This window comes from Nocardioides sp. Soil805 (genome assembly GCF_001429625.1).
GTDB lineage: Bacteria > Actinomycetota > Actinomycetes > Propionibacteriales > Nocardioidaceae > Nocardioides.
This window is the reverse complement of the sequence record NZ_LMSU01000002.1, coordinates 861960-885938: the sequence shown is the minus strand read 5'-3', so window position 1 is coordinate 885938 and position 23979 is coordinate 861960. Positions and strand designations below refer to the sequence as shown.

Genomic DNA, 23979 nt, shown 5'->3' with positions numbered 1-23979 from the left:
CCCGGCTCACGCCGGCGCGGGGTCCTGCGGGGAGTCGGCGAAGTACTCCGCCACCCACCCGGTGATGTCGGTGGTCGGGGCACCCGGCGTGAACACCTTGGCGACCCCCGCCTCGCGGAGCAGGGGGATGTCCTCGTCGGGGATGATCCCGCCGCCGAAGACCACGATGTCGTCGGCCTCGCGCTCGCGCAGGAGCTCGCCGAGCCGGGTGAAGAGCGTCATGTGGGCCCCGGAGAGCACGGAGAGGCCGATCAGGTCGGCGTCCTCCTGGATGGCGGTCTCGACGATCTGCTCGGGCGTCTGGTGCAGCCCGGTGTAGATGACCTCGTGGCCCGCGTCGCGCAGCGCACGGGCCACGATCTTGGCGCCCCGGTCGTGCCCGTCGAGCCCGGGCTTCCCGACGACGATGCGGAGGCGACGGGTGGGGGTCGGCGTACTCATGGGCCCGAGGCTAACCCCGCGACGTGACCCACCCCACACGAGGTAGTCCGAAGGGGCCATCTATCGTGAACCGCTGCGATGTCCTCGCCACTCCTCCACAATCGGGTGGAACGGAGATTTCGAGGGTCGTGACCTTTCCGTTACAGTCTGGGGTCGGTTCGCCCGAAGGCGACCGACCTGCTCCCCCCGGCACCGGCAGATGAGGATGATCCATGGGCAACCACCGAGCGCAGCGCGGCGACCGCCGCAGCACCTCGGCAGCACCCGTCATCGACACTCCGGCACCCGGCCGGCGCCGGGCCACCACCCCGCCACGCCGCAATCCCCTGCTCCGCGCCCTGCCCTCCGCGCCGATCCTCCTCGGAGTGACCGCGCTGGCCGTCTCGGCCGGCGGAGCGCTCACCGCGGCCGACGCCGACCTGGCCGGCCAGGTCACCTCCAGCTCCAGCTCCAGCACGCTGGCCGCCGCCGGCACCGCCGGGATCGCGCAGGCCTCCCCCGTCACCAGCCGCGACGCCGTCGTCTCGCGTGACTCGCGCCGCGACGCCCAGGCCGACGCGGCCAACCAGCAGCTCATCGAGGCCGCCGAGAAGCAGGCCGAGGAGCAGCACGCCGCGCTCCAGCAGTTCGCGCAGGCCGCTGAGAAGCAGGCCGCCAAGATCAAGGAGAACCAGTGGGTCCTCCCGCTGGAGAGCTACCGCCTCACGGCGACGTTCGGCGCCTCCAGCTACCTGTGGTCGAGCGTCCACACCGGCCTCGACTTCAGCGCCCCCTCGGGCAGCTCGATCCGGGCGGTCGCCAACGGCGTCGTGACCGAGACCGGCTACGACGGCTCCTACGGCAACAAGACGGTCATCACCCTCGACGACGGCACCGAGCTGTGGTTCTGCCACCAGACGTCGTTCCTCGTCAGCGTCGGCGACACCGTGCGCGGCGGCGAGGTCATCGGCACCGTGGGCACCACCGGCAACTCGACCGGGCCGCACCTGCACCTCGAGGTGCGTCCCGGCGGCGGCGACCCGGTCGACCCGTTCACCGCGCTGCTCGAGCACGGCGTCACGCCCTGACCTGACCTTCCTTCTCGCGCTCGGCCACCAACTGGCGGCGCGCGACAGCTCGGAGGCCGTACCGGGCGTCGTACCCCGCCAGTTGCGCCACGCCTCCGCCACACCAGCCAGTGACGGCACATCGCAGCATCCCGGCGATTCCAGCGCAATCTGCCGCCACTCTGAGGCGGCGACCAGCCAACTGGCGGCATGTGACGGCCCCGACGCCGGACCAGGCGTCGTACGCCGCCACTTGCGCCACGCCCGCCAGGGTGGCGGCACATCGCACTCCGGCACACCACGGTGGCGGCACATCGCAGCATCCCGCGCGCTTCCGGCGCAGTCTGCCGCCACTCTGGGGCGCCGGCCCGCCAGCTCAGCAGGACGGCAGGACACCGCCGGGAGGACCCGGCGCCCCCGACTGCGGTCCGGTCAGAGCTTCTCGACGGGCGCGTAGCGCAGCAGCAGCCGCTTGACGCCCTCGGACCCGAAGTCGATCGAGGCGACCGACTTGTCGCCGGCGCCCTCGAGCGTCACCACGGTGCCCATCCCGAACGAGTCGTGCAGCACCCGGTCGCCGGGCTCCAGCGACGGGATCTCGCGCGCCGGCTTGGCCTTGGACATCGCGTCGGCACGGGCCGCGGCGGAGGAGAAGTTGCGCCGCCCGGCCGCCGTCGGGGCGCCGAGCCGGGCCGGGGAGTTCGCCGCGAGGTCGGGGCGGCCCCAGCGGGTCTGCGCCTGGGCCGTACGCCGCCAGTCGACCAGGTCGACCGGGAGCTCGTCGAGGAAGCGGCTCGCCGGGTTGTGGGCGGGGGCACCCCACGCGGAGCGCACCATCGCGCGCGAGACGTAGAGGCGCTCGCGGGCCCGGGTCACCCCGACGTAGGCCAGCCGGCGCTCCTCCTCGAGCTCGGGCTGGTCGCCGAGCGAGCGCTGGTGGGGGAAGATCCCGTCCTCGAGGCCGGTCAGGAAGACGACCGGGAACTCCAGGCCCTTGGCGGTGTGCAGGGTCATCAGGGTGACCACGCCGACGTCCTCGCCGTCGGGCGCGTCGGGGATCTGGTCGGCGTCGGCGACCAGGGCCACGCGCTCGAGGAAGTCGCCGAGGCCCACCGAGACGGTGCCGGCCTCGATGTCGGCCGGGTCGGCGCTGGGGCCGGGCTGCGGGTCGTCGGCGAACTCACGGGCCACGGCGACGAGCTCGGCGAGGTTCTCCACGCGGGTGGCGTCCTGGGGGTCGTCGCTCGCCTCGAGCTCGGTGAGGTATCCCGAGCGCTCGAGCACGGACTCCAGGACGACGTCGGGGCGCTCGCCGGCGTCGACCATCGACTGGAGCTCCTGGACCATCGCGACGAAGCCCTGGATGTTCTTGAGGCTGCGGGTCGCGAGTCCCGGCGCCTGGTCTGCGCGGACCAGCGCGTCCCAGAAGGTGATCCGCTCCCGCTCGGCGAGCGCCTGCACACAGGCCTCGGCCCGCTCCCCGATGCCGCGCTTGGGGGTGTTGAGGACCCGGCGCACCGAGATCTGGTCGGCGGTGTTGACCAGCATCCGCAGGTAGGCGAGCGCGTCGCGCACCTCGCGCCGCTCGTAGAAGCGCACCCCGCCGACGACCTTGTAGGGCTGGCCGGTGCGGATGAACACCTCCTCGAAGACGCGCGACTGCGCGTTGGTGCGGTAGAACACGGCCACGTCGGAGGGCTTGCGACCGTCGTCGACGAGCCGGTCGACCTCCTCGCTGACGAAGCGGGCCTCGTCGTGCTCGTCGTCGGCGACGTAGCCCACGATCCGCTCGCCGTCGCCGGCCTCGGACCACAACCGCTTCTCCTTGCGGCTCGCGTTGTTGGAGATGACCGAGTTGGCCGCGGTGAGGATGGTCTGGGTCGAGCGGTAGTTCTGCTCGAGCATGATCGAGACGGCGTCGGGGAAGTCCTGCTCGAAGTCCATGATGTTGCGGATGTTGGCGCCGCGGAACGCGTAGATCGACTGGTCGGCGTCACCGACCACCATCAGCTCGCTGGGCTCCTCGCCGGGGCTGTCGCCCCGCTCGAGGTCGTGGCCGCACAGCTGGTGGATGAGGGCGTACTGCGCGTGGTTGGTGTCCTGGTACTCGTCGACCAGCACGTGGCGGAACCGGCGGCGGTAGTTCTGCCGGATCTCGGGGAACGCCTGGAACAGGTGCACGGTGAGCATGATCAGGTCGTCGAAGTCGAGGGCGTTGGCCTCGCGCAGGCGCCGCTGGTAGGAGGCGTACGCCGCCGCGTAGGACTCCTCGAAGCCGTTGCGGGCGTCCTTGGCGGCCTCCTCGGGGTCGCGCAGCTCGTTCTTGTGGTTGCTCACCCAGTGCAGCACCGCGCCGGGCTGGTGGCGCTTGGGGTCGAGGTCGAGGTCCTTGAGGACCAGCGTCATCAACCGCTTGGAGTCGGCGGCGTCGTAGATCGAGAAGTTGGACTTGAAGCCCAGACCGCCGGTGTTGAGGGCGGTGATCTCCTTGCGCAGGATCCGCACGCAGGCGGAGTGGAAGGTGCTGACCCACATGATCCGGGCGCGCTTGCCGACGAGGTCCTCGACGCGCTCCTTCATCTCGGCGGCGGCCTTGTTGGTGAAGGTGATCGCCAGGATCGACCCGGGGTGGGCCTTGCGCTCGGAGATGAGCCAGGCGATGCGGCGGGTGAGCACCCGGGTCTTGCCCGAACCGGCACCGGCGACCACGAGCAGGGGTGCCCCGGCGTGCACGACGGCCGCCGCCTGGGGCTCGTTGAGACCCGCGAGCAGCTCGTCTCGCGACGGGCCGCCACGGGTGCTCCGGGGCTCCTCGACGGGTGGGGCGGACTCGAAGCCGGGCAGCGGGAAGGGGATGCTCATCTCGTCCCCCAGCCTACGTCCCGGGACGGACAGCCCGGCGCCCGAGGAGCCGGCCGAAACCGTCAGGCCGCGTGCACGGGCGACCAGAAGACGGCCACCGCGATGTTGGCCACCGTCAGGAGCAGCAGGCCGGCCCACAGCCCTTGCGGGATGGTGGGCTTGCGGGTGTTGGCCATGACCAGCACCAGCAGCGCCAGGGCGACGGCGAACTTGACCGCGATCTTCGCGTGGTCGACCGCCGTGTCCCCCGCCTCCAGGACCCCGACCAGCAGCAGCCCGGTGACGAAGGCGGTGCCGATGCCGTCGCGCATGGCGGCGTTGACCGTCTTGTCGGCGTCACGCGCCTGGACGACGAGGCCGCCGAGGAGCGCGGCGAAGCCGAGCACGTGCAGGAAGAGCAGGACCAGCCGGAGGGTCTCCATGGCCGAACCCTAGCGGCGCGTGTCCCTCAGGCCTTGCGCGGCTTGCGGGGCTTGGGCCGTACGACGAGCACCGGGCAGGGGGCGTAGTGCTGCACCCGCTGCGCGGTGCTGCCCACGAGCACGCTGTCGCTGAGCCCGCGACCACCGGCCGCCACGACCACCAGCCCGGCGTCGTACTGCTGAGCGGCCTTGATGATCTCGTTGGCCGCCGACCCGCTGCGGATCCGCTTGTGGACCGTGGGCCCCCAGCCGTCGAAGACGGCGGCGATGGTCTCGACGGCGCTCTCCGCGGCCTCGCGGAACGAGCCGGCGGCGGGCCACGTGCCCTCCGACAGGTCGTCGGCGAAGGCGACCGAGGCCAGTGGCCGGATCACCGCCACCACCGAGACGTCGGTGATCTTCGCAGGGTCGGCGAACGACGTGAGGTGCTTGGCGGCCGCCAGCGACTGCCGGGAACCGTCCGTGGCGACGATGACGTGCATCTCAGGCCCCCTCGAGGTCGGGCGTGCGGGCGCCGGTGCCGCGGCTGCCGAAGAAGTGCTCGGCGAGGAAGAGCACCAGTCCCACACCGAGCAGGCCCGCGCACCAGATCAGCGAGTGGGGGTCGTCGTAGACCGTGAAGCCCAGGATCGCCAGGTTGCCCACGAGCCCCAGGACCAGCAGCGGCGTGTTGGCCCGGAAGATCTCCTCGTGCTCGTCCTGCCCGCGCAGCTTGAGGCAGGAGACGATCACCAGGGCGTAGATGGCGAGCAGGAGCACGACGGTGACCGTCGCCAGTCGTCCGACGAGGTCGATACCGCCACCGGCCTCGGTGACGAGGGTGCCGATGACGAGCAGCAGCCCGACCACCACGCCGCTGAAGAGCAGGCCCACCCACGGGCTGCGTCGGACGGGGTGGATCTTGGCGAAGATGCCCGGCACCACGTCCTCGCGGGCCATGCCGTAGAGGATGCGCGGCTGGGTGACGATGGTGACCAGCGTGGTGTTGGTGATGGCGACCAGCGCGATGATCGAGAAGATCGTGGCCATCAGGTCCGTCGAGAACGGCAGGATGCCGGCCTTGACGACCTCGAGCAGCGCGGCGTCGGACTCCGCGAGCGTGTCCGTCGGCACGGTCAGCGCCGCGGCCATGGAGACCAGGACGTAGACCAGGCCGGCCACCAGCATGCCGCCGACCAGTGAGCGCGGGAACGCCTTGTAGGGCTCGATGGTCTCCTCGGCGACGTTGACGGTGTTCTCGAAGCCCGTCATCGCGAAGAAGGAGAACGAGATGCCGGCCAGCACGGCCAGCGCCGGGCTGCTGTAGTCGCCCCCGGTGTCGATCTGGGTCAGCACGCCGAAGTCGGCGTTGCCCTGGACGATGAACACGATGCCGATGACCATCACGATGACCAGGCCCGCCGCCTCGACGAAGGTCATCACCATGTTGATCACCACCGACTCGGTGATGCCGATGTAGTTGACGACCACGAGCAGGGCCACGAAGACCAGCGAGACGAGCAGCGCCGGCGGACCGGACCACAGCTCGGCGAAGTACGACGCGAACCCGGTGGCCAGCGAGCCCGACGCCGCCATGCTCGCCGCGAGGAACGAGACGGTGATGAGGAACGTGAGCGGCCGGCTGCCGAAGGCCTGGTTGACGTAGAGCGACGCACCGGCGGCCCGGGGGTACTTCGTGACCAGCTCGGCGTACGCCGCGCCGGTGATGGCGGCGACGGTCACGCCGAGGGCGAAGGCGATCCAGAACGCGCCGCCGACCGCAGCCGCGACCAGGCCGATGAGGACGTAGATCCCGGAGCCCAGGACGTCGCCGAGCGTGTAGAAGAACAGCAGCCGACCGGTGATGGAGCGCTTGAGCTCGCTGTCGTCGTCGACCGGGTTCGTCGCAGTGGTGGTGGAGTCGGCCACGAGGGCCCTCACTTCCCGAGTGGAGGGGGTGGGATGCGCTGACCCCACCCGACTCAGGATGAGTTGTCAATCGGGCCGGTCACAGCAGACGGCGGTCCGAGGCCCATCGGGTGAGCTCGTGGCGGCTCGAGAGCTGGAGCTTGCGCAGCGTCGAGGACATGTGGGTCTCGACGGTCTTGACCGAGATGAAGAGCTCGCGCGCGACCTCCTTGTAGGCGTAGCCCCGCGCGATCAGCCGCATCACCTCGCGCTCGCGCTCGGTGAGGCGGTCGAGGTCCTCGTCGACCGCCGCGACGTCGATGGAGCCCGCGAACGCGTCCAGGACGAAGCCCGCGAGCCGCGGGGAGAAGACGGCGTCGCCGTCGGCGACCCGGGCGATCGCGTCGACCAGCTCCGGGCCGGTGATGGTCTTGGTGACGTAGCCGCGGGCACCGCCGCGGATGGTGCCGATGACGTCCTCGGCGGCGTCGCTGACCGACAGGGCGAGGTAGCGGGCCCGGGGCGACGGGGCCAGTCGCATCACTTCGACGCCCCCACCCCCAGGGAGGTGCACGTCGAGCAGCACCACCAGCGGCTGGTGCTCGCGGATCGCGGCCACCGCCTCCGCGACGTCGGCCGCCTCGGCGACGACCTCGACCTCCCCGGCACCGGCCCCGGCGAGCTCGGCGCGGACCCCGGCCCGGAACATCGCGTGGTCGTCGACGATGACGACGCTCACCGGGCGGACGGGACGGTCGGACTCGGTCATGACTCTCCTCGGGCTGCGGATGTGGTGGGCAGTGGCATGTGGAGGCGGACCTCGGTGCCGGCACCGGGCGACGTACGGACCTCGGCCCGGCCGCCGTGGCGCGTCATCCGGTCCATGATGCTGTTGCGGACGCCGTGGCGGTCGGTCGCCACGGCGTCGAGGTCGAAGCCGGCCCCCCGGTCGCGGACGAAGACCTCGACCGCGTCGCCGGTGACCTCGGCGTAGACGTCGACGCGCGGGACCCCCGCATGCTTGGCGGCGTTGACCACGGCCTCGCGGGTGGCGTTGGCGACGGTGCGCACCGCCTCGGAGTCGGCGCAGTCGCCGACGGTGACGACGTCGACCACCACCGGGTGCGTCTCCTCGACCGACGCCGCGAGGTCGCGCAGCGCTCCCGACAGGGTCGTGTCGTCAGCGGCCTCGCCCTCGAAGAGCCAGGTGCGCAGGTCGCGCTCCTGGGCACGGGCGAGGCGGGCGACCGTGGTCGCGTCGCCGGAGTTCTTCTGGATCAGGGCCAGGGTCTGGAGCACCGAGTCGTGCAGGTGCGCGGCCATGTCGGCGCGCTCCTGCGTGCGGATCCGCTCGGCGCGCTCGGCGCCGAGGTCGTTGACCAGACGCAGCACCCACGGGCCGACGACCAGGGCGAGCCCCAGGATGCCGAGCAGCCCGGCCACGACCACCGGCCCGGCGAAGCGGACCGAGCCGGTGGTGACGCCGAAGACGACGAGGGCCACCACGACGAGGCCCAGGCCGGTCGCCACGCGGGCGTACGCCGCCCAGCCGCCGTTGCCGAACACGGCACGGAAGGGGTCGATGCGGCCCGAGGAGTCGAGCCACCGCTCGCGCTGGGCCTCGTCGGCCTGGCGCCACAGCAGCGCGATGCCGGCCACCCCGAGGACCACCGGCCAGAACAGCACGCCCTGGCCGAAGACGGCCTCGAAGCCGAGCACGCCGCCGAAGAGCAGGGCCCCGATGGCGATGGCCGGGCCGGCGCTGGCCAGCCGGCCGACCCGGCGCGGGCGTCGCCCGCCGCGGCGGGCACTGGCCAGCCCGGGCGCCTCGTCGGGGAAGCTGCTGTCGGCGGGCAGGAACACCCACAACGCGGCGTACAGCAGGATGCCGAGGCCGTCGATGAGCGCGAGCACCACGAAGGCGCTCCGCACCCACAGCACGTGGGTGCCGAGGTGGCGTGCCAGACCGGCCGCGACGCCGCCGGCCACGGGGGCGGAGGTGTCGCGGTAGGCACGGCGTACGGACTGCGGGGTGCTCATCGTGACACCATCGTCGCAGGCCAGGACCGCTCTTCCCATGAGGCACGACCCCGGCTCGACCCTGAGGTGCGACCCCGCAGGCACCAGCACGGACCAGGGTCCTCACCGATGGTCCGACGACGACGAAGCACCCACGCTGGAGCCATGGACACGACCACTCCCCCACCGGACCCGACGCCGGACCCGCCGACGGACCAACCGACGGACCAGGCCTCCCCGTCCCCGGAGCAGCCGCCGCTCACCGGCGGTCCCCGCGTGAGCAGCGAGCAGATGCGCGACCTGGGCCGGCTGCGTCGCTCGGTGCACGACCGCCACGTGGCCGGTGTCGCCGGCGGCCTGGCCCGCCACCTCGACATCGACCCGATCATCGTGCGCGTCGCGCTCGTGGTGCTGGTCTTCTTCGGCGGCTCGGGCCTGCTCCTGTACGCCGCCGGCTGGCTGCTGGTGCCCGAGGAGGGCTCCGCCGACCAGCCCCTCGGCCTCGACGAGCGCAGCCGCAGGGTCGCGCTGCTCGGTGCCGGTGTGCTGGCCGCCCTGGCCGCGCTCGGCGACTGGGCGGGCGCCTTCTGGTTCCCGTGGCCGGTCGTCGGCGTGGCGCTGGTCGTGCTGTGGTTCCTCAACCGCAACCAGCAGCGGCACGGCGTCCCGCCCGCCCCCGTCACGGCCCCCGCGGCCGCTTACCCAGCAGCGGCGTACACGGGCTCGGCGTACACGGGCTCGACGTTCACCGGCTCGACGTACGAGGGCTTCACGCAGACCGGGCCGGGCTACGACCCGGCGGCGTACGTCCGCCCCCGCAACCCGCGCAAGCGCGGCCCGATCCTCTTCTGGGCGACCCTGGCCCTCATCGCGATCGGCGTCGGCACCCTGGGGGTCGTGGACGCGGCCGGCACCGACGTGCCGGACGCGGGCTACCCGGCGCTGGCGTTGGGGATCACGGGCCTGATGCTGGTCCTCGGCGCCTTCTGGGGCCGCGCGGGCGGCCTGATCCTGGTCGGGCTGCTCGCCGCGGTCGCCACCCTCGGGGCGACGGCGTCCGACGACTGGGAGGGCACCCGGCTCGCCTACTCGCCCACCACCCCGGCCGAGGTGCGCGACAGCTACGACCTCGGGACCGGCGAGCTGACGCTGGACCTCTCCGACGTCACCGACGTCGAGGACCTCGACGGTCGCCGCATCTCCCTCGACGGCGGGGTCGGCTCCATCGAGGTCGTCGTGCCACAGGGCATGGACGTCACCGTCGACGCCTCGGCCGGGGTCGGCAACGTCGACGTCCTCGGGCAGGAGAGCGGCGGCCTCGACGTGCAGCGCGACGGCTTCGTCGACGGCGGCGACGAGGTCCCCGACATGACCATCGAGGTCGACCTGGGCATGGGCCAGGTCACCGTGCGCGAGCAGTGAGGACGAGACGATGAACGACGAGACCTACGACGAGACCTACGACGGGATCGACCCGGTGACCTACGGGTCGCCCTCGCCCGCCGAGCCCGACCGCGACACCACCGGTCGGCACCCGGTCAGCGTCGGGCACCTGGTGATGGGGGTCGCGTTCCTGGGCCTGACGGCGATCTGGCTGCTCTTCGAGTCCGGCGCCATCGGCTCGGACGACCTGCGCTGGCTGATGCCGCTCCCCTGGCTGGCGGCCGGCGTGGCCGGCCTGCTCGCGGTCGTGCTGACCGGCCGCCGCCGAGGGAGCGCCAGGTACTGACCTCAGCCCTGCTCGGCGAGCCAGTCGGCCAAGGCCCGCGCCGCGACGTCGGGGTTGTCGGAGAAGAGTCCGTCGACCCCGGCGTCGAGGAACGCCCGGGACTCGGCGTACAGGTCGCCGGGCGCGTTCGGGTCGGTGCCGACGCGGAAGTTGCTGGCCATGAACTGGTTCTCGCGGCGCAGCGTCCAGACGTGGACGACCAGGCCGGCGGCGTGGGCGTCGTCGACCACGGCCGAGGGTGCGCCCGTGGCTCCGCTCGCGTCACGGGGCAGCACCCAGTTCTTCGCGGCCCCGACGCCGTCGGCGTACGTCGCGATCGCCCGCAGCCCGGCGGCGGTGACCATCGAGGCGTACGTCGTGCCCGGCAGGTCGGCCGGTCCGCCGGACCCGTCGACGAGCTGGGCGAGGTCGACGTCGACCATCGTGTCGAGCTCGCGGAGGTTGGAGACCTCGAAGGACTGGATGATCACCTCGTCGTCGGCGTCGTCCAGCTTCCGCTTGGCAAGCGCGGCAACGAGCGGCTCCTCGAGGGAGAGGCCGATCGAGTCGAAGTAGGATGGGTGCTTGGTCTCGGGGTAGACCCCCACCCCCTCGCGGCGGGCCAGCTTGAGGACCTCGTCGAGCGTCGGGATCCGGTACTCGCCGTCGTACGCCGTGTTGTCCGGCCGCACGTCGGGGAGCCGCTCGACGGCGCGCAGGGTCCGCAGCTCCTGGTAGGTGAAGTCCTCGGTGAACCAGCCGGTCACCGGTCGGCCGTCGATGACCTTGGTGGTCCGGCGGTCCGCGAACTCGGGGTGGTCGGCGACGTCGGTGGTGCCGCTGATCTCGTTCTCGTGGCGGGCGACCAGGACGCCGTCCTCGGTCGAGACGAGGTCCGGCTCGATGTAGTCGGCGCCCTGCCGGATCGCGAGCTCGTAGGACGCGAGGGTGTGCTCGGGGCGGTAGCCGGAGGCGCCGCGGTGGCCGATGACCACCGGGTCGGCGGCCAGGTCGGTGCTCGGGCCCGCCTGCGCGGCGGACGGGAGGAGCAGCGTGGGGACGAGGAACGTGGCGGCGGCGGTCAGCGCGACGGCGGCGGCCCGGGTGGTCTTCCGAGAGGTCATGTCACGGAGCCAAGCGGGCGCGAGCGGCCGGGCGCCGAGCGCGCGGTGAACGTCAGGTGACGCGTCCGGTCACACCTGACGATCAGCCCAGGAGCTCCACCACGTCCGTGCAGAAGTCCCTGCCCTCGGTGTCCCAGCGGCCGACCCGCTTGCTCTCGCCGAGGTACTCCACGAACACGTCGTCGTCGGGGTTGTCCAGGGTGCCGCCGTGGGCCACGATGATCGACTCCTGGACCTGGCCGACGTCGCGGAACAGGACGTCGCCGTCCGGTCCGATGACGTGGGTGCGGCCGGTGAACCTGGACGTGATCGTGAGCGTCCCGTCCCCGTTGTCCACGATCGAGATGTCGGCACGGCGACCGACCCTCAGGTGGGTGAGGGACGCGCCGTCGAGCACGTTCGTGTAGGACTCGACCACCCGGAACGTGTCAGCGAAGTAGACCAGGCCGTCACCTCGACGCATGCCGTGGAAGAAGCCCTCGACGGAGAGGTCGTAGCGGACTGGGAACTCCACGGTCCCGCCGCAGAAGTCGTCCCCGTGCTCCTCCTGCTCGATGTGGCTGTCGGTGAACGCGTAGTGGTCGTTCACCACCTGGTCCGCCGTGGCCGCCGGTGCGGCGACCAGGGTCGCTGCGAGGAGGACGGCGGCTGGTGCGGCGAGCCTGCGCACGTGCATGACGACCTCCTGGACGAGGGTGTTCCTCACAGGCTCTCGACGCTACGCCCGGCGAGGAGCGGTGCGGAATGGCACGCCTTGTCTAGTACCCCCGGGCGGCGCGCAGGGCCACCCCGGGGTGGTCGGTGATGATGCCGTCGACCCCGGCGTCGAGCAGGGCCCGCACCTCGCCGGCCATGTCGCCGTGGGCGTCGGGAGCGGGGCCGCGGCGCAGGTTGGCCGGCAGGAAGCGGTTCTCCGCGCGCAACGTCCAGACGTGCACGGTGAGCCAGGCCCGGTGCGCGTCGCGGACCAGCGAGGAGGGCTCCCCGATCGCACCCGCCGCGTCGCGGGGCAGGACGAGCTCCCGGTGGGCCCCGATGCCGTCGGCGTAGTCGTCGATGCGGGCCAGCCCCTCGGGGGAGGCCAGGTCGGCGTACGTCGTGGGGTCGCCGGCGGCCGCCAGGTCGGCGGGCCGGCGGTGACCGCGGTCGAGCAGCTGCACGACGGGCAGCCGGGTGCGACCGGCCAGCCGGCGCAGCACGGTCGTCTCGAAGGACATCAGCGTGACCCGCGCCCAGGGGTGGTCGAGCCCGTGGCGGCCGAGGTCCGACAGCAGCGGCACGTCCAGGGTCAGGCCGACGGACTCGAAGTGGGCCGCGTGCTTGAGCTCGACCATCACCCCGACCGCGCGCCCGCGGCGCACGGACTCGGCCCCGACCATGGCGAGCACCTCGGTGAAGGTGGGCACCCCCTCGAGGCCGTCCCAGGCGGTGTTGGCCGAGCGGGTGCCCCGCATCCGCTCGCGTGCGGCGAGGGTCTTGAGCTGGGCGAGCGTGAGGTCCTCGACGAACCAGCCGGTCGTCTCCACGCCGTCGATCGTGCGGGTGGTGCGGAGGTGGGCCAGCCCGGGATGGTCCGCCACGTCCGTGGTGCGACTCAGCTCCGCGTCGTGGCGCACGACGAGCACGCCGTCGCGGGTGATCACGAGGTCGAGCTCGATGTCGTCGGCCCCCATCCGGATCGCGGTCCGGTAGGCCTCCAGCGTGTGCTCGGGCCGGTGCCCGCTCGCGCCGCGGTGGGCCACGACCGCGGGCGTCAGCACCAGGCTGGAGGTCCGGTCGAGGACGGGCCGGGTGACGTCCAGCACGGTCATGGCCCCAGCGTCCGGGGGCGACGAGGCGGCGGCGGGACGCGGGCACGACCTCAGGGTGAATGGCACATGATGGTCCGGTGACGCTGCCGAGCTTCCCGCGACTGGACTCCCTGCCCGTGCTCGACCACCTCGACCTGGTCGCCCCGCCCGTGGCGGCCGCCCTGGCGTCCTGGCCCGCCGCGGGACAGGTGGCGGTCGTGGGAATCGACCCGGACCTTGCCGACACGGCGGCGATGACCGCCGCGTACGACCTGCCCCTGGCCGCGTCGGGCAACTGTGTGGTCGTGACGGGACGGCGTACCGGCGAGGAACGCACCGCCGCCTGCGTCGTGCGCGCCGACACCCGCGCTGACGTCAACACCCTGGTCCGTGGACTGCTCGACGTCCGCAAGGCGACGTTCCTGGCGATGGAGCGGGCCGTGGAGGAGTCGGGGATGGAGCACGGCGGCATCACGCCCGTCGGGCTGCCGGACCCGTGGCGGGTGCTCGTCGACGAGCGGCTGCTGGGCGAGCCGGTGGTGATCCTGGGCTCCGGCGTACGCCGCTCCAAGCTGCTCGTGCCCGGCAGCGCCCTCGGGGAGCTGCCCGGCGTCGAGGTCGTGCCCGGGCTGGGCCGCTGACGTGGCGACGACGCGAGCCCGGCTGGTCGCCACCCACGTGCCGCGCGAGCCCGAGGGCGTGGTCCTGGTCCTGCACGGCGGCGCCAGCCGGACCGAGCAGGCGATGGTCAGCCCCACCCAGCTGTCGGTGCTGCGGATGGTCCCGGTGGCGGCGCGGATCGCCCGCGCGGGAGGTCGGCGCCTGGCGGTCTACCGGCTGCTCAACTCCCACCGCGGCTGGGACTCCTCGACCACACCGGTGATGGACGTCGCGTGGGCGCTGGACGAGGTGGCGCGGTCCCTCGGCCCGTTGCCGACGGCGCTGGTCGGCCACTCGCTCGGCGGCCGGGCGGCGCTGCTCGCCGCCGATCGTCCCGGCGTGCGCAGCGCGGTCGCCCTCAACCCGTGGCTCTACCCCAGCGACGGCGTGGACCTGTCGGGCCGGCAGGTCCTGTTCGTGCACGGCACCGACGACCGGGTCGCCTCCCCCGAGCGCGCCGCCGCGGTCGCCCGTCGGCTCTCGGCCACCGCCCGCGTGGGCTTCGTCGCCGTACCGGGCGGACGGCACGCGATGCTGCGCCACGGCCGCACGTTCGAGCGGTACGCCGCCGAGTTCGTGGGCGCCACGCTGCTCGGCACCGAGCCCACCTCCGCGGCCGTGACGGCGGTCCTCGCGGGCGAGGCCTTCACCGAGGCCTGAGCGCCGAAAAGGATTCGTCCGCGGGCCCTCCACAAACGTAGGTTGGGGCGAGTGCGTGACCTCCCTGTCCTCGACCCCGGCACCGCCGACCACCGCTCGCCGCGCCTGTTCCTGTGGTGGCTCGCGAGGGGCCAGTGGCGCACCCTGCTGGGGGGCATGGGCTTCGGGATCGTGTGGATGTCCTGCCAGGCCGTGCTGCCCGCCGTCCTGGGCCTCGCGATCGACCGCGGGGTCGCCGCCAAGGACCAGCAGCAGCTGGTGCTGTGGGCCGGGGTCATGCTCGTCATCGGCCTGCTGCAGGCCGTCACCGGGATCATGCGGCACCGCTTCGCGGTCACCAACTGGCTGACCGCGTCGTACCGCGTCGTCCAGCTCGTGACCCGCCAGACCGTCCGCCTCGGCGGGGCGCTGCCGCGCAAGGTGAGCACCGGCGAGGTCATCGCCATCGGCACCGGAGACCTCGACCACGTCGGCAACGTGATGGACGTGACCGCCCGCTTCGCCGGCGCGATCGTGTCCTTCCTGCTGGTGTCCGCGATCCTGCTGAGCACCTCGGTGCAGCTCGGCCTCGTGGTCCTCATCGGCGTCCCGCTGCTGATGCTCGTCCTGGGTCCGCTGCTCCGCCCGCTCCAGGCCCGCAGCGCGCGCGAGCGCCAGATGCGCAGCGAGCTGTCCAACACCGGCACCGACATCGTCGGTGGCCTGCGCGTGCTGCGCGGCATCGGCGGCGAGCAGGTCTTCCTCGACCGCTACCGCCGCGAGTCGCAGGCCACCCGCACCGCGGCGGTCGAGGTCGCCAAGCTCCAGTCGGTGCTCGACGCGCTGCAGGTCCTCCTGCCCGGCACCTTCGTGGTCCTCGTGGTCTGGCTCGGCGCCCGCTCGGCGGTCGCGGGCGAGATCTCGGCCGGCGAGCTCGTCGCGTTCTACGGCTACGCGGCGTTCCTCATGCTGCCGCTGCGCACCGCCACCGAGTTCGCCAACAAGCTCATCCGCGGCCTCGTCTCCTCGCGCCGGATCTGCAAGGTGCTGGCCCTCGAGCCCGACCTCGTCGAGCCCGCCTCCCCCGCCGACGTACCGCCTCCCGGCTCCGAGCTGTACGACGTCCGCTCCGGGCTGCGGGTCCGGCCCGGCCTGCTCACCGCCATCGTGTGCGAGCGTCCGGACGACTCGGCCGTGCTGGCCGACCGCCTCGGCCTCGCCTCGACCGAGCCCGACGACGACGTCACGCTCGGCGGGGTCCCTCTCACCTCGCTGCGCCAGGCGGACGTGCGCGAGCGCGTCCTCGTCTCCGACACCGGGGCCGCGCTCTTCGCCGGCCGGCTCGGGGACCGCCTCGACGAGCGCGGCGGCGGCGACGTGGCGCGGGCCGTCCATACGGCCTCCGCCGAGGACATCCTCGAGGCACTGCCGGAGGGCCTCGACTCGGTCGTCACCGAGCGCGGCCGCAGCTTCTCCGGCGGCCAGCGCCAGCGCCTGGTGCTGGCCCGTGCCCTCGCGGCCGACCCGGAGGTGCTGGTGCTGGTGGAGCCGACCAGCGCGGTCGACGCCCACACCGAGGCGCGGATCGCGGCCCGCCTGCGCGCCCACCGGGCCGGGCGCACCACCGTGGTCACCACGGTGAGCCCGCTGCTGCTGGACGCGGTGGACGAGGTCGCCTTCCTCGTCGACGGTCGCGTCGTGGCCGTCGGGACGCACGCCGACCTGCTCGCCTCCGACCCCGCCTACCGCGCCGTCGTCGTGCGTGACGTGGAGGTGGCGGCGTCGTGAGCGTGACCACGAAGCTCCCCGTGGCCGACGGCCGCGCGGTGCGCCGCTACGTCGCCCAGGTCGCGCAGCGGCACCCGGTGCTGCTGTGGTCGGCGCTCGGCCTGCACGTGCTCGCTGCGCTGTCGGCGCTCGCCGCGCCCCAGCTCCTCGGCGACCTGGTGCAGTCCGTCGAGGACGGCACCACCGTCGACCACGTCGACCGGATCGCCGTCCTGCTGGCGGTCTTCCTGCTCGCCCAGTCGGTGCTGACCCGCTTCGCCCGCTACCGCTCGCAGGTGATGGGCGAGCTGGTGCTGGCCGAGCTGCGCGAGGACTTCGTCAAGAACACCCTCGCCCTGCCTGTCGGCACGGTCGAGGCGGCCGGCTCCGGGGACCTGCTGACCCGCACCAGCAGCGACATCGACCGGCTCGGCTGGTCGGTGCGCTGGGCGCTGCCGGAGTGGACGATCGCCGTCGTCACGGCCGTGCTGACCTTCGCCGCCGCGCTCAGCGTCGGCTGGTGGGTGTTCCTGCCCTGCCTGCTCGCGCTCCCGCCGCTCGTCACCGGCCTGCGGTGGTACCTCGCCCGCGCCAAGGACGGCTACCTGCGTGAGACGGCGTCGTACTCCCAGATCACCACCACGCTCTCGGAGACCGTCGAGGGCGCCCGCACCGTCGAGGCGCTGGGCCTCGGGCGCCGGCGGGTGGAGACCGGCGACGCCGACTGCGCCGCGTCGTACGACGCCGAGAAGTACACGCTGCGGTTGCGCACCGTGTTCTTCCCGAGCATGGAGCTGGCCTACCTGCTGCCGGTCGTCGGCACGCTGCTCTTCGGCGGCTGGCTCTACACCCGGGGCTCGGTGTCGCTGGCCGAGGTGACCACGGCGACGCTCTACGTGCAGATGCTCATCGACCCGGTCGACCGGCTGGTCTCGATCCTCGACGAGCTCCAGCTCGGCGCCGCCTCCCTCGCCCGACTGCTCGGAGTCGCACACGTCCCCGACGACCGCTCGGTCTCGGGCGCACGCCCGACCAGCGAGAAGCTCGAGGCGCAGGACGTCCGGTTCTCCTACGTCGAGGGGCGCGACGTGCTGCACGGCGTCGACCTCGACGTCGGGGTCGGCGAGCGGATCGCCATGGTCGGGCCGTCCGGGGCCGGCAAGTCGACGCTCGGTCGGCTCCTCGCCGGCATCCACCCGCCGCGCACCGGCCGGGTGACGGTCGGCGACGTCGGGCTCGTCGAGCTGCCGCTGGACGACCTGCGCGGGCACGTGGCGCTGGTGACCCAGGAGCACCACGTCTTCGTCGGCACGCTCCGGGAGAACCTGGTGCTCGCCCGCCCCGGCGCCTCCGACGAGGCGATCAGCGAGGCGCTGGACGCCGTCGACGCGCTGGAGTGGGTCGAGGCACTGCCGTCGGGGCTCGACACGGTCGTCGGCTCCGGGGGCCGTGCGCTCACCGCCGCCCAGGCCCAGCAGGTCGCGCTGGGGCGCCTGGTGCTCGCCGACCCGCACACGCTGGTCCTGGACGAGGCGACCTCGCTCATCGACCCGCGCGCCGCCCGGCACCTCGAGCGGTCGCTGGCCGCCGTGCTCCACGGGCGCACGGTCATCGCGATCGCGCACCGGCTCTTCTCGGCGCACGACGCCGACCGGGTGGCCGTGGTGGAGGATGGCGTCATCTCCGAGTTCGGCTCGCACGACGAGCTGGTCGCCGCCGGCGGCTCGTACGCCGCGCTGTGGGAGTCCTGGCACGGGAAGGGATGAGCGTGGAGCCCGAGCCGATCACCCCGCTCGCGCCCCGGCCCGCCGGACGCACGGTCTTCACCCAGCGGTGGTCGGAGCTGGCGTTCCTGCACTGGGCGGTCCCGCCGGAGCGGGTGCAGCCGTACCTCCCGGCCGGCACCCGACCGGACACCCTCGACGGGTCGTCGTACGTCGGGCTGATCCCCTTCTGGATGCAGGGCATCGGGCTCCTCGGCGGTCCCGGGCTGCCGTACGTCGGGTCGTTCCACGAGACCAACGTCCGGCTCTACTCGGTCGACGAGCAGGGTCGGCGGGGCGTCGTCTTCGTCAGCCTCGACGCGTCGCGGCTCGCGCCCGTGCTCGCCGCCCGGTGGGGCCCGGGGCTGCCCTACCTGTGGTCGCGGATGGACCGGCACCGCTCCGGCACCCACGTCACCTACACCTGCCGGCGTCGCTGGCCCGGACCACGGGGTGCCCGCTCGCGCATCTCGGTGAGCGTCGGCGAGCTCCTCGAGGCCGGCCCGCTGGAGCACTTCCTCACCGCCCGCTGGGGGTTGCACCTCTCCGACCGGGCCGGGCGCACCCGCTACTGGCCCAACGAGCACCCCACGTGGCCGCTGCACCACGCCGTGCTGGACGCGCTGGACGACGAGCTGCTGGGCGCGGCCGGCTTCGGCGACCTGGCCGCCCGCGGACCGGACCACGTGATGTTCTCGCCCGGCGTCGACGTGGTCTTCGGTCCGCGGCTGCGTCGCTGACGGACACCGGCGCGACCTCCTTGCGATTGTGACAGTAACGGTGTCACAGTTGGGTCCATGAAGCTCTCCATGCCGTTGATGTACGCCGGGAACCCGCGCGAGGCCGCCGACCAGGTCAGCGCGCTCGAGAAGGCGGGCCTCGACACCGTCTGGGTCGCGGAGGCCTACGGCTTCGACTCCCCCACGCTGATGGGCTACCTCGCGGCCAAGACTGAGACCGTCGAGATCGGCTCGGCGATCCTCAACATCTACTCCCGCACCCCCGGCGCGCTGCTGCAGACCGCGGCCGGGCTCGACAACGTCTCCGGCGGCCGCGCGATCCTCGGCCTCGGGGCAAGCGGGCCCCAGGTCATCGAGGGCTTCCACGGCGTCCCCTACTCCAAGCCGCTGGGCCGCACCGCCGAGGTCATCGACATCGTGCGCCGCGGGCTCAAGCGCGAGCCGCTGACCAACGACGGCATCATCAAGCTGCCGCTGACCAAGGAGGACGGCGCGGTCACCGGCCTCGGCAAGGCGCTCAAGATCCTCACCCACCCCGACCGCGACACCATCCCGATCTACATCGCCGGCCTCGGCCCCAAGAGCGTCGAGCAGGCCGCCGAGATCGCCGACGGGTGGATCCCGATCCTGTTCCACCCCGAGAAGGCGCACCTGGTGTGGGGCGACGCGCTCGCGGCCGGCAGGGCCAAGCGGTCGTCCGACCTGGGTCCGCTCGAGATCAACGCCGGCGGCATGGTCGCCATCGGCGAGGGCCCGGAGACCAAGGCGCTGCTCGACCTCGCCCGCCCCACCTTCGCGCTGTACGTCGGGGGCATGGGCGCCCGGGGCAAGAACTTCTACAACGACGTCGCCCGCTCCTACGGCTACGAGAAGGAGGCCGCGGAGATCCAGGACCTCTACCTCTCGGGGAAGAAGAAGGAGGCCGAGGCCCTCATCCCCACCGAGTGGCTCGAGGCGGCCAACCTCGTCGGCCCCGCGTCGTACGTCCAGGAGCGGATCGCCGCCTTCCGGGAGGCGGGGGTCACCAACCTGTCGCTCACCCCGGCCACCGAGGACCCCGCCGCGACCATCGCGCAGGTGAAGGAATGGGTCTCCTGAGCCCCCTGGCGACGCGGATCGCGCATCCGCGTCGCTACGACAACCTCCGGCGCATCCGGGCCCTCGACCCCGAGCGGGACGCCGACGAGATCCTCGGCCTCACCGCCCGCCACGAGTTCCCGTGGGACTACTCGCAGGGCACCGGGATCGCGTTCATGCGCGACTACGGGGTGCCGTCGATCTCCCGGGTGCTGCACCGCACCGGCGAGTTCGAGCACCACGGGGTCAAGCGCTACGACGACACGATCCTCATCGGCCAGGAGGCCACGATCGAGGGGATCGACAGCGAGCGCGGGCACGCCGCCGTCCGCCGCCTCAACCGGATCCACGGCCACTACGACATCCCCGACGAGGAGTACGCCTACGTCCTGGCGACCACCATCGTCGGCCCGGTGCGCTGGATCTCCCAGTACGGCTGGCGCCCGCTCGACCCGCACGAGCTCATCGCGATCACCCGGGTGACGACGCGCTTCGGCGAGCTGATGGGCCTCAAGGACCTGCCGACGACGTACGACGGCTACCTGGCGCTGCTCGTCGACTTCGAGCGGGCCCGCTTCGCGCAGGACCCGGCCAACACCGCCCTGGCCGAGGCCAGCATCGACATCGCCCGCACCGTCGCGCCGCCGCCGCTGCGCCCCCTCGTCCGTCGGGTCACCATCGCCCTGATGGACGAGCCGCTGCGGGTCGCGCTCGGGCTGCCGGCCCAGCCGGCCCGGTTCGTGCGCCTCGTACGCCGCGGCCTGCGGGCCCGCGCCCGGCTGCTGCGCCTCGCACCGCCGCGCACCGAGCCGCTCCTGCACCGGGCCTCGACCTACCCGGGCGGGCACCGACTCGCCGACCTCGGGCCGCTGTCCATGCTCGACGCCCTCAACGCCCGCGACACCACCCCTGCAAGGAGCACCCATGCCTGAGCGCCCGTCGATCCTCGAGCAGGAGCACGAGGACTTCCGCGCCACCGTCCGCACCTTCATGGAGCGCGAGGTCGCGCCGTACCACGAGAAGTGGGAGGCCGACGGCGTCGTCGACCGGGATGTGTGGCGCAAGGCCGGCGAGGCCGGGCTGCTGTGCTTCGACGTCGCGGAGGAGTACGGCGGGCCGGGGATCCGCGACTTCCGCTACAACATGGTGCTGGCCGAGGAGGCCGCCCGGGTCGGGGCGTCCGGACCGGGCTTCGCCGTGCACACCGACATCATCGTCCCCTACATCTCCTCCCTCGGGACCGAGGAGCAGAAGCAGCGCTGGCTGCCCGGGCTCGTCTCGGGTGAGATCGTCTCGGCGATCGCGATGACCGAGCCGGGCGCGGGCTCGGACCCGCAGGGCATCCGGACGACGGCGGTCGACGCGGGCGACCACTACGTGCTCAACGGGTCCAAGACGTTCATCAGCAACGGCATCCTGTCCGACCTGGTGATCGTGGTCTGCCGCACCGATCCGGACGCGGGCCACCAGGGCATCAGCCTGCTCGTGGTCGAGCGCGGGATGGAGGGCTTCGAGCGCGGGCGCAACCTCGACAAGATGGGCCTGCACGCGCAGGACACCGCCGAGCTCTCCTTCACCGACGTGCGCGTCCCCAAGGCCAACCTGCTCGGCGCCCCCGGTTCGGGCTTCGTCTCGCTCATGGAGAACCTGCCGCAGGAGCGCATCTCCATCGCCTGCATCGCGGTGGCCGCGATCGAGCACGTGCTGGAGCTCTGCCTGGCCTACGCCAAGGAGCGCAAGGCGTTCGGCAAGCCGATCGGGGCGTTCCAGCACAACCGGTTCGTGCTGGCCGAGATGGCGACCGAGGCCCACATCGCGCGGGTCTTCGTCAACGACTGCGTGCTGCGGCTCAACGCCGGGACCGTCGACACCTCGCTCGCCTCGATGGCGAAGTGGTGGACGACCGAGCTGCAGAAGCGGGTCGTGGACGCGGGCGTGCAGCTGCACGGCGGGTACGGCTACATGAACGAGTACCCGATCTCCAAGGCCTACACCGACTCGCGGATCCAGACCATCTACGGCGGGACGACCGAGATCCAGAAGGAGATCATCGGCCGGATGCTGGGCCTGTAGTCCTCAGCGGAGGCCTCAGAGCGGCACGTCGTCCGGGACGGTCCGGGTGACCACGACATCGGACCCCTCCCGCTCCGCAACGAGGCGAGAGCCCTCCAGCCGCCCGATCGACTCGCGCACGACTGCCAGGTCGAGATGGGTGTCGTGGGCGATGTCGGCGTCACGCACGGGGACGACGTTCGGGCCCCACTCCTCGGGCGGCACCTCGAAGGGATCGAAGTCCGTCTGCGCGGCCGCCCAGAGCTGCAGGGCGGACTCGTGCACGATGTCGTCGGTGGTGTGGTCGTCCGGCATCTTCGTGACGCTACCCGTCGTCCTGAGTGACCGCGACGGGGCTAGTCGACGAAGATGGTGACGGACTCCCGTGCCCGCGTCGCCTCGTACACGATCTCCGCCGGGGCGTCGGCGTTGCGCCACTGGTCGACGATGACCGGGGTCCCGTCCACGCCCATCACCCAGAAGTCGATGATGACGTTGAGCGCGGCTACGCCGGGAGCCGTGTAGGTGATGCCCCGGGCCCCTCGCTCGGTCTCGGCGACCCGGTACCAGTTGAGGCACTCCGCGTCGATCCTCATCCGCAGGTGCACGGCGGAGCGGCCGAACGCCTCGGTCCGTGCGGGAGCCTGGAGGACCTCGCTGCGCGGGAGTCCCGCCAGCTGGCGGGCCACCGCGTCCGGCGTGTCCTCGGACATCACCATCCTCCGGTCGTCGACGCACCCCGTGCCGGCGGCCAGCCTGACGGGCTCGTAGACCCCGAAACCGACCCAGGTGGTGCCGGTGCTGTTCCCCAGCCGCGCGAAGTCCCCGTCCACCCAGCGGTCGCTGTCGACCGTCACCTCGGCCTCGATCAGGGGACCGGACCGGAGGCTGCCCACGACCATCCGGTACGGCCGCCCCGGCTCGAGCCCGGGCGGCTCCTCCACGACCGGGCTCGGCGTGCTCGCGGGTCCCTGATCGGTCCCGGGGGCGGTGAGGTCGACCTGCAGGACGCCATAGGCCGTCGAGCCCACGAGCACGGTCGCGGCGGCCACGGCCCCGAGCCGCACGACGTTGCGGCGACGTCGGCGTACGCGACCTCCACTGATCATGCCTGCCACGTCGGGCGGCGGAGCAGTCCGCCTCTCCGCCTCGCGCATGAAGGTGGCCCGAAGGTCCTCGTCGAGACTCATGACGTGCTCACCCCCTCTCCCACGCCGGCGGCCGCGAGGGCCCGGCGCAGGGCTCCGACCGCCGCCGACGACTGGGACTTCACGGTGCCCCTGGCGCACCCGAGCGCCTCGGCGATCTGGGCCTCGCTCAGGCCCTCGTAGTAGCGCAGCACGATCACGGCACGTTGCCTTTCGGGGAGGGCGCAGACCAGTGGCCAGAGCAGGCAGTGGTCCAGCACCTCGAGCTCGGCCGACTCCCCCAGGGTCTCCGGCAGCCGCTCGCTCGGCTGCTCGCGGGTCCAGGCGCGGCGACGGCTGGAGACCAGGGTCGTGGCCAGCATGCGGCGCACGTAGGCCTCGGGGTACTCCATGCGACTGATCCGCCCCCAGCGCACGTAGGCCTTCTCCAGCGTGGTCTGCAGGAGGTCCTCCGCACCCGTCGGCGACGCGGCCAGCAGGTAGGCCAGGCGGTAGAGGGACGTCCAGCGCGCGGCGACGAAGTCGGCGAAGTCCTCCTCGTCGGTCATCGGTCGATCCCTTCCACCGAGACGTCCCACCACGATGATGTGCCATCCCTCGCGGCGTGGCTACGGCCAGCTGGTGGGATACGTTCCTGCACCCCTTCAACGCCTCGAGAACGCGCACCGGTTCGGTCGGATCGCCCACGGATCCAGGTGGGGGCTACGGCATACGCGTCCGTGCGCCCCGCGAGCACGCGCTCCGCCCCCTATCCTCGTCGCCATGCGACTCTCGGGGACCACTCGCCGTACACGACGCTGCCTGGCCGCCCTCGCCCTGTGTGCGAGCGCAGTG

At 72.6% G+C, this 23979-nt stretch carries 24 protein-coding genes; 11 read left to right on the top strand and 13 right to left on the bottom strand.

All coding sequences use genetic code 11. The features are described 5' to 3' along the window. Positions 1–6: 6 nt before the first annotated feature. Positions 7–441: a cobalamin B12-binding domain-containing protein gene (locus ASG94_RS14750; RefSeq protein WP_056927167.1), complete on the bottom strand. Its 435-nt coding sequence runs from the start codon at positions 439–441 to the stop codon at positions 7–9. 212 nt (positions 442–653) lie between these two features. Here ASG94_RS14750 and ASG94_RS14745 point away from each other — a divergent pair, with 212 nt between their 5' ends. Then, positions 654–1508, top strand: a complete 855-nt coding sequence (locus ASG94_RS14745; RefSeq protein WP_056927166.1) for a M23 family metallopeptidase — start codon at positions 654–656, stop codon at positions 1506–1508. A 411-nt stretch (positions 1509–1919) separates the two neighbouring features. On the opposite strand, the gene pcrA is transcribed toward ASG94_RS14745, so the two are convergent. The 6 genes from pcrA to ASG94_RS14715 all read right to left on the bottom strand — a co-directional run bounded on the left by pcrA (position 1920) and on the right by ASG94_RS14715 (position 8698). Further along, positions 1920–4349, bottom strand: coding sequence for a DNA helicase PcrA (gene pcrA / locus ASG94_RS14740; RefSeq protein ID WP_056927165.1), 2430 nt, complete (start codon positions 4347–4349; stop codon positions 1920–1922). 62 nt (positions 4350–4411) lie between these two features. Then, complete coding sequence (locus ASG94_RS14735) at positions 4412–4771, bottom strand: hypothetical protein (RefSeq protein ID WP_056927164.1); 360 nt, start codon at positions 4769–4771, stop codon at positions 4412–4414. 26 nt (positions 4772–4797) lie between these two features. Next, positions 4798–5253, bottom strand: a complete 456-nt coding sequence (locus ASG94_RS14730; RefSeq protein ID WP_056927163.1) for a universal stress protein — start codon at positions 5251–5253, stop codon at positions 4798–4800. Between the two features lies 1 nt (position 5254). Continuing rightward, positions 5255–6691 carry an APC family permease gene (locus tag ASG94_RS14725; protein WP_200958118.1) on the bottom strand — a complete coding sequence of 479 codons (1437 nt, stop codon included), beginning with the start codon at positions 6689–6691 and terminating at the stop codon, positions 5255–5257. 67 nt (positions 6692–6758) lie between these two features. Further along, the gene (locus tag ASG94_RS14720; protein ID WP_056927161.1) at positions 6759–7427 is read right to left on the bottom strand and encodes a LuxR C-terminal-related transcriptional regulator; all 669 of its coding nucleotides are present in this window, start codon (positions 7425–7427) and stop codon (positions 6759–6761) included. After that, positions 7424–8698, bottom strand: coding sequence for an ATP-binding protein (locus ASG94_RS14715; RefSeq protein ID WP_082624202.1), 1275 nt, complete (start codon positions 8696–8698; stop codon positions 7424–7426). Before ASG94_RS14715 ends, ASG94_RS14720 begins: the two co-directional genes overlap by 4 nt. A 144-nt stretch (positions 8699–8842) precedes the next feature. Between ASG94_RS14715 and ASG94_RS14710 the strand changes: the two genes are divergently transcribed. Both ASG94_RS14710 and ASG94_RS14705 read left to right on the top strand, forming a co-directional pair. Continuing rightward, on the top strand, positions 8843–10099 hold the full coding sequence (locus ASG94_RS14710) for a PspC domain-containing protein (RefSeq protein WP_056927160.1): 1257 nt from the start codon (positions 8843–8845) through the stop codon (positions 10097–10099). A 10-nt stretch (positions 10100–10109) separates the two neighbouring features. Then, complete coding sequence (locus ASG94_RS14705; protein WP_056927159.1) at positions 10110–10406, top strand: hypothetical protein; 297 nt, start codon at positions 10110–10112, stop codon at positions 10404–10406. 2 nt (positions 10407–10408) lie between these two features. Here the strand turns inward: ASG94_RS14705 and ASG94_RS14700 are convergent, their stop codons facing one another. From ASG94_RS14700 to ASG94_RS14690, 3 genes are all read right to left on the bottom strand, one after another. After that, positions 10409–11509 (bottom strand): glycerophosphodiester phosphodiesterase, encoded by a 1101-nt coding sequence (locus ASG94_RS14700; RefSeq protein WP_056927158.1) that lies wholly within the window; start codon positions 11507–11509, stop codon positions 10409–10411. 82 nt (positions 11510–11591) lie between these two features. Then, positions 11592–12215, bottom strand: coding sequence for a hypothetical protein (locus tag ASG94_RS14695; RefSeq protein WP_056927157.1), 624 nt, complete (start codon positions 12213–12215; stop codon positions 11592–11594). 52 nt (positions 12216–12267) lie between these two features. Continuing rightward, positions 12268–13320: a glycerophosphodiester phosphodiesterase family protein gene (locus ASG94_RS14690; protein ID WP_056927156.1), complete on the bottom strand. Its 1053-nt coding sequence runs from the start codon at positions 13318–13320 to the stop codon at positions 12268–12270. Positions 13321–13397: 77 nt separating this feature from the next. On the opposite strand from ASG94_RS14690, the gene ASG94_RS14685 reads away from it, so the two are divergent. The 8 genes from ASG94_RS14685 to ASG94_RS14650 are packed head-to-tail and all read left to right on the top strand — an operon-like array spanning position 13398 to position 22018. After that, the gene (locus ASG94_RS14685; protein WP_056927155.1) at positions 13398–13940 is read left to right on the top strand and encodes a YbaK/EbsC family protein; all 543 of its coding nucleotides are present in this window, start codon (positions 13398–13400) and stop codon (positions 13938–13940) included. 1 nt (position 13941) lies between these two features. Further along, entirely contained in the window at positions 13942–14619 is a 678-nt protein-coding gene (locus ASG94_RS14680) for an alpha/beta hydrolase (RefSeq protein ID WP_056927154.1), read from the top strand. Between the two features lie 51 nt (positions 14620–14670). Further along, positions 14671–16386 carry an ABC transporter ATP-binding protein gene (locus tag ASG94_RS14675; RefSeq protein WP_056927153.1) on the top strand — a complete coding sequence of 572 codons (1716 nt, stop codon included), beginning with the start codon at positions 14671–14673 and terminating at the stop codon, positions 16384–16386. After that, a complete protein-coding gene (locus ASG94_RS14670; RefSeq protein ID WP_235537278.1) occupies positions 16383–18131 on the top strand; it encodes an ABC transporter ATP-binding protein in 1749 nt (582 codons plus the stop codon). Before ASG94_RS14675 ends, ASG94_RS14670 begins: the two co-directional genes overlap by 4 nt. Next, positions 18128–18868: a YqjF family protein gene (locus ASG94_RS14665; protein WP_082624199.1), complete on the top strand. Its 741-nt coding sequence runs from the start codon at positions 18128–18130 to the stop codon at positions 18866–18868. Before ASG94_RS14670 ends, ASG94_RS14665 begins: the two co-directional genes overlap by 4 nt. Before the next feature lie 57 nt (positions 18869–18925). Then, the gene (locus tag ASG94_RS14660; RefSeq protein ID WP_056927150.1) at positions 18926–19966 is read left to right on the top strand and encodes an LLM class F420-dependent oxidoreductase; all 1041 of its coding nucleotides are present in this window, start codon (positions 18926–18928) and stop codon (positions 19964–19966) included. Next, positions 19954–20877, top strand: a complete 924-nt coding sequence (locus tag ASG94_RS14655) for an oxygenase MpaB family protein (protein WP_082624198.1) — start codon at positions 19954–19956, stop codon at positions 20875–20877. Before ASG94_RS14660 ends, ASG94_RS14655 begins: the two co-directional genes overlap by 13 nt. Continuing rightward, positions 20870–22018, top strand: a complete 1149-nt coding sequence (locus tag ASG94_RS14650; protein ID WP_056927149.1) for an acyl-CoA dehydrogenase family protein — start codon at positions 20870–20872, stop codon at positions 22016–22018. Before ASG94_RS14655 ends, ASG94_RS14650 begins: the two co-directional genes overlap by 8 nt. Before the next feature lie 15 nt (positions 22019–22033). On the opposite strand, the gene ASG94_RS14645 is transcribed toward ASG94_RS14650, so the two are convergent. Genes ASG94_RS14645 through ASG94_RS14635 form a run of 3 tightly spaced genes read right to left on the bottom strand, consistent with a single transcriptional unit; the run spans position 22034 to position 23693 of the window. Then, positions 22034–22312, bottom strand: coding sequence for a hypothetical protein (locus ASG94_RS14645; RefSeq protein WP_056927148.1), 279 nt, complete (start codon positions 22310–22312; stop codon positions 22034–22036). Between the two features lie 41 nt (positions 22313–22353). Beyond that, the gene (locus ASG94_RS14640) at positions 22354–23187 is read right to left on the bottom strand and encodes a hypothetical protein (RefSeq protein ID WP_156411587.1); all 834 of its coding nucleotides are present in this window, start codon (positions 23185–23187) and stop codon (positions 22354–22356) included. After that, the gene (locus ASG94_RS14635; protein WP_056927146.1) at positions 23184–23693 is read right to left on the bottom strand and encodes a SigE family RNA polymerase sigma factor; all 510 of its coding nucleotides are present in this window, start codon (positions 23691–23693) and stop codon (positions 23184–23186) included. Before ASG94_RS14635 ends, ASG94_RS14640 begins: the two co-directional genes overlap by 4 nt. Between the last annotated feature and the right edge of the window lie 286 nt (positions 23694–23979).

What these genes read in the sequence shown, in the direction of transcription:
- ASG94_RS14750 (WP_056927167.1), bottom strand. Translation starts at nt 441, where the DNA reads ATGAGTACGCCGACCCCCACCCGTCGCCTCCGCATCGTCGTCGGGAAG.
- ASG94_RS14745 (WP_056927166.1), top strand. Translation starts at nt 654, where the DNA reads ATGGGCAACCACCGAGCGCAGCGCGGCGACCGCCGCAGCACCTCGGCA.
- pcrA (WP_056927165.1), bottom strand. Translation starts at nt 4,349, where the DNA reads ATGAGCATCCCCTTCCCGCTGCCCGGCTTCGAGTCCGCCCCACCCGTC.
- ASG94_RS14735 (WP_056927164.1), bottom strand. Translation starts at nt 4,771, where the DNA reads ATGGAGACCCTCCGGCTGGTCCTGCTCTTCCTGCACGTGCTCGGCTTC.
- ASG94_RS14730 (WP_056927163.1), bottom strand. Translation starts at nt 5,253, where the DNA reads ATGCACGTCATCGTCGCCACGGACGGTTCCCGGCAGTCGCTGGCGGCC.
- ASG94_RS14720 (WP_056927161.1), bottom strand. Translation starts at nt 7,427, where the DNA reads ATGACCGAGTCCGACCGTCCCGTCCGCCCGGTGAGCGTCGTCATCGTC.
- ASG94_RS14715 (WP_082624202.1), bottom strand. Translation starts at nt 8,698, where the DNA reads ATGAGCACCCCGCAGTCCGTACGCCGTGCCTACCGCGACACCTCCGCC.
- ASG94_RS14710 (WP_056927160.1), top strand. Translation starts at nt 8,843, where the DNA reads ATGGACACGACCACTCCCCCACCGGACCCGACGCCGGACCCGCCGACG.
- ASG94_RS14705 (WP_056927159.1), top strand. Translation starts at nt 10,110, where the DNA reads ATGAACGACGAGACCTACGACGAGACCTACGACGGGATCGACCCGGTG.
- ASG94_RS14700 (WP_056927158.1), bottom strand. Translation starts at nt 11,509, where the DNA reads ATGACCTCTCGGAAGACCACCCGGGCCGCCGCCGTCGCGCTGACCGCC.
- ASG94_RS14690 (WP_056927156.1), bottom strand. Translation starts at nt 13,320, where the DNA reads ATGACCGTGCTGGACGTCACCCGGCCCGTCCTCGACCGGACCTCCAGC.
- ASG94_RS14665 (WP_082624199.1), top strand. Translation starts at nt 18,128, where the DNA reads ATGAGCGTGGAGCCCGAGCCGATCACCCCGCTCGCGCCCCGGCCCGCC.
- ASG94_RS14660 (WP_056927150.1), top strand. Translation starts at nt 18,926, where the DNA reads ATGAAGCTCTCCATGCCGTTGATGTACGCCGGGAACCCGCGCGAGGCC.
- ASG94_RS14655 (WP_082624198.1), top strand. Translation starts at nt 19,954, where the DNA reads ATGGGTCTCCTGAGCCCCCTGGCGACGCGGATCGCGCATCCGCGTCGC.
- ASG94_RS14650 (WP_056927149.1), top strand. Translation starts at nt 20,870, where the DNA reads ATGCCTGAGCGCCCGTCGATCCTCGAGCAGGAGCACGAGGACTTCCGC.
- ASG94_RS14645 (WP_056927148.1), bottom strand. Translation starts at nt 22,312, where the DNA reads ATGCCGGACGACCACACCACCGACGACATCGTGCACGAGTCCGCCCTG.
- ASG94_RS14640 (WP_156411587.1), bottom strand. Translation starts at nt 23,187, where the DNA reads ATGAGTCTCGACGAGGACCTTCGGGCCACCTTCATGCGCGAGGCGGAG.
- ASG94_RS14635 (WP_056927146.1), bottom strand. Translation starts at nt 23,693, where the DNA reads ATGACCGACGAGGAGGACTTCGCCGACTTCGTCGCCGCGCGCTGGACG.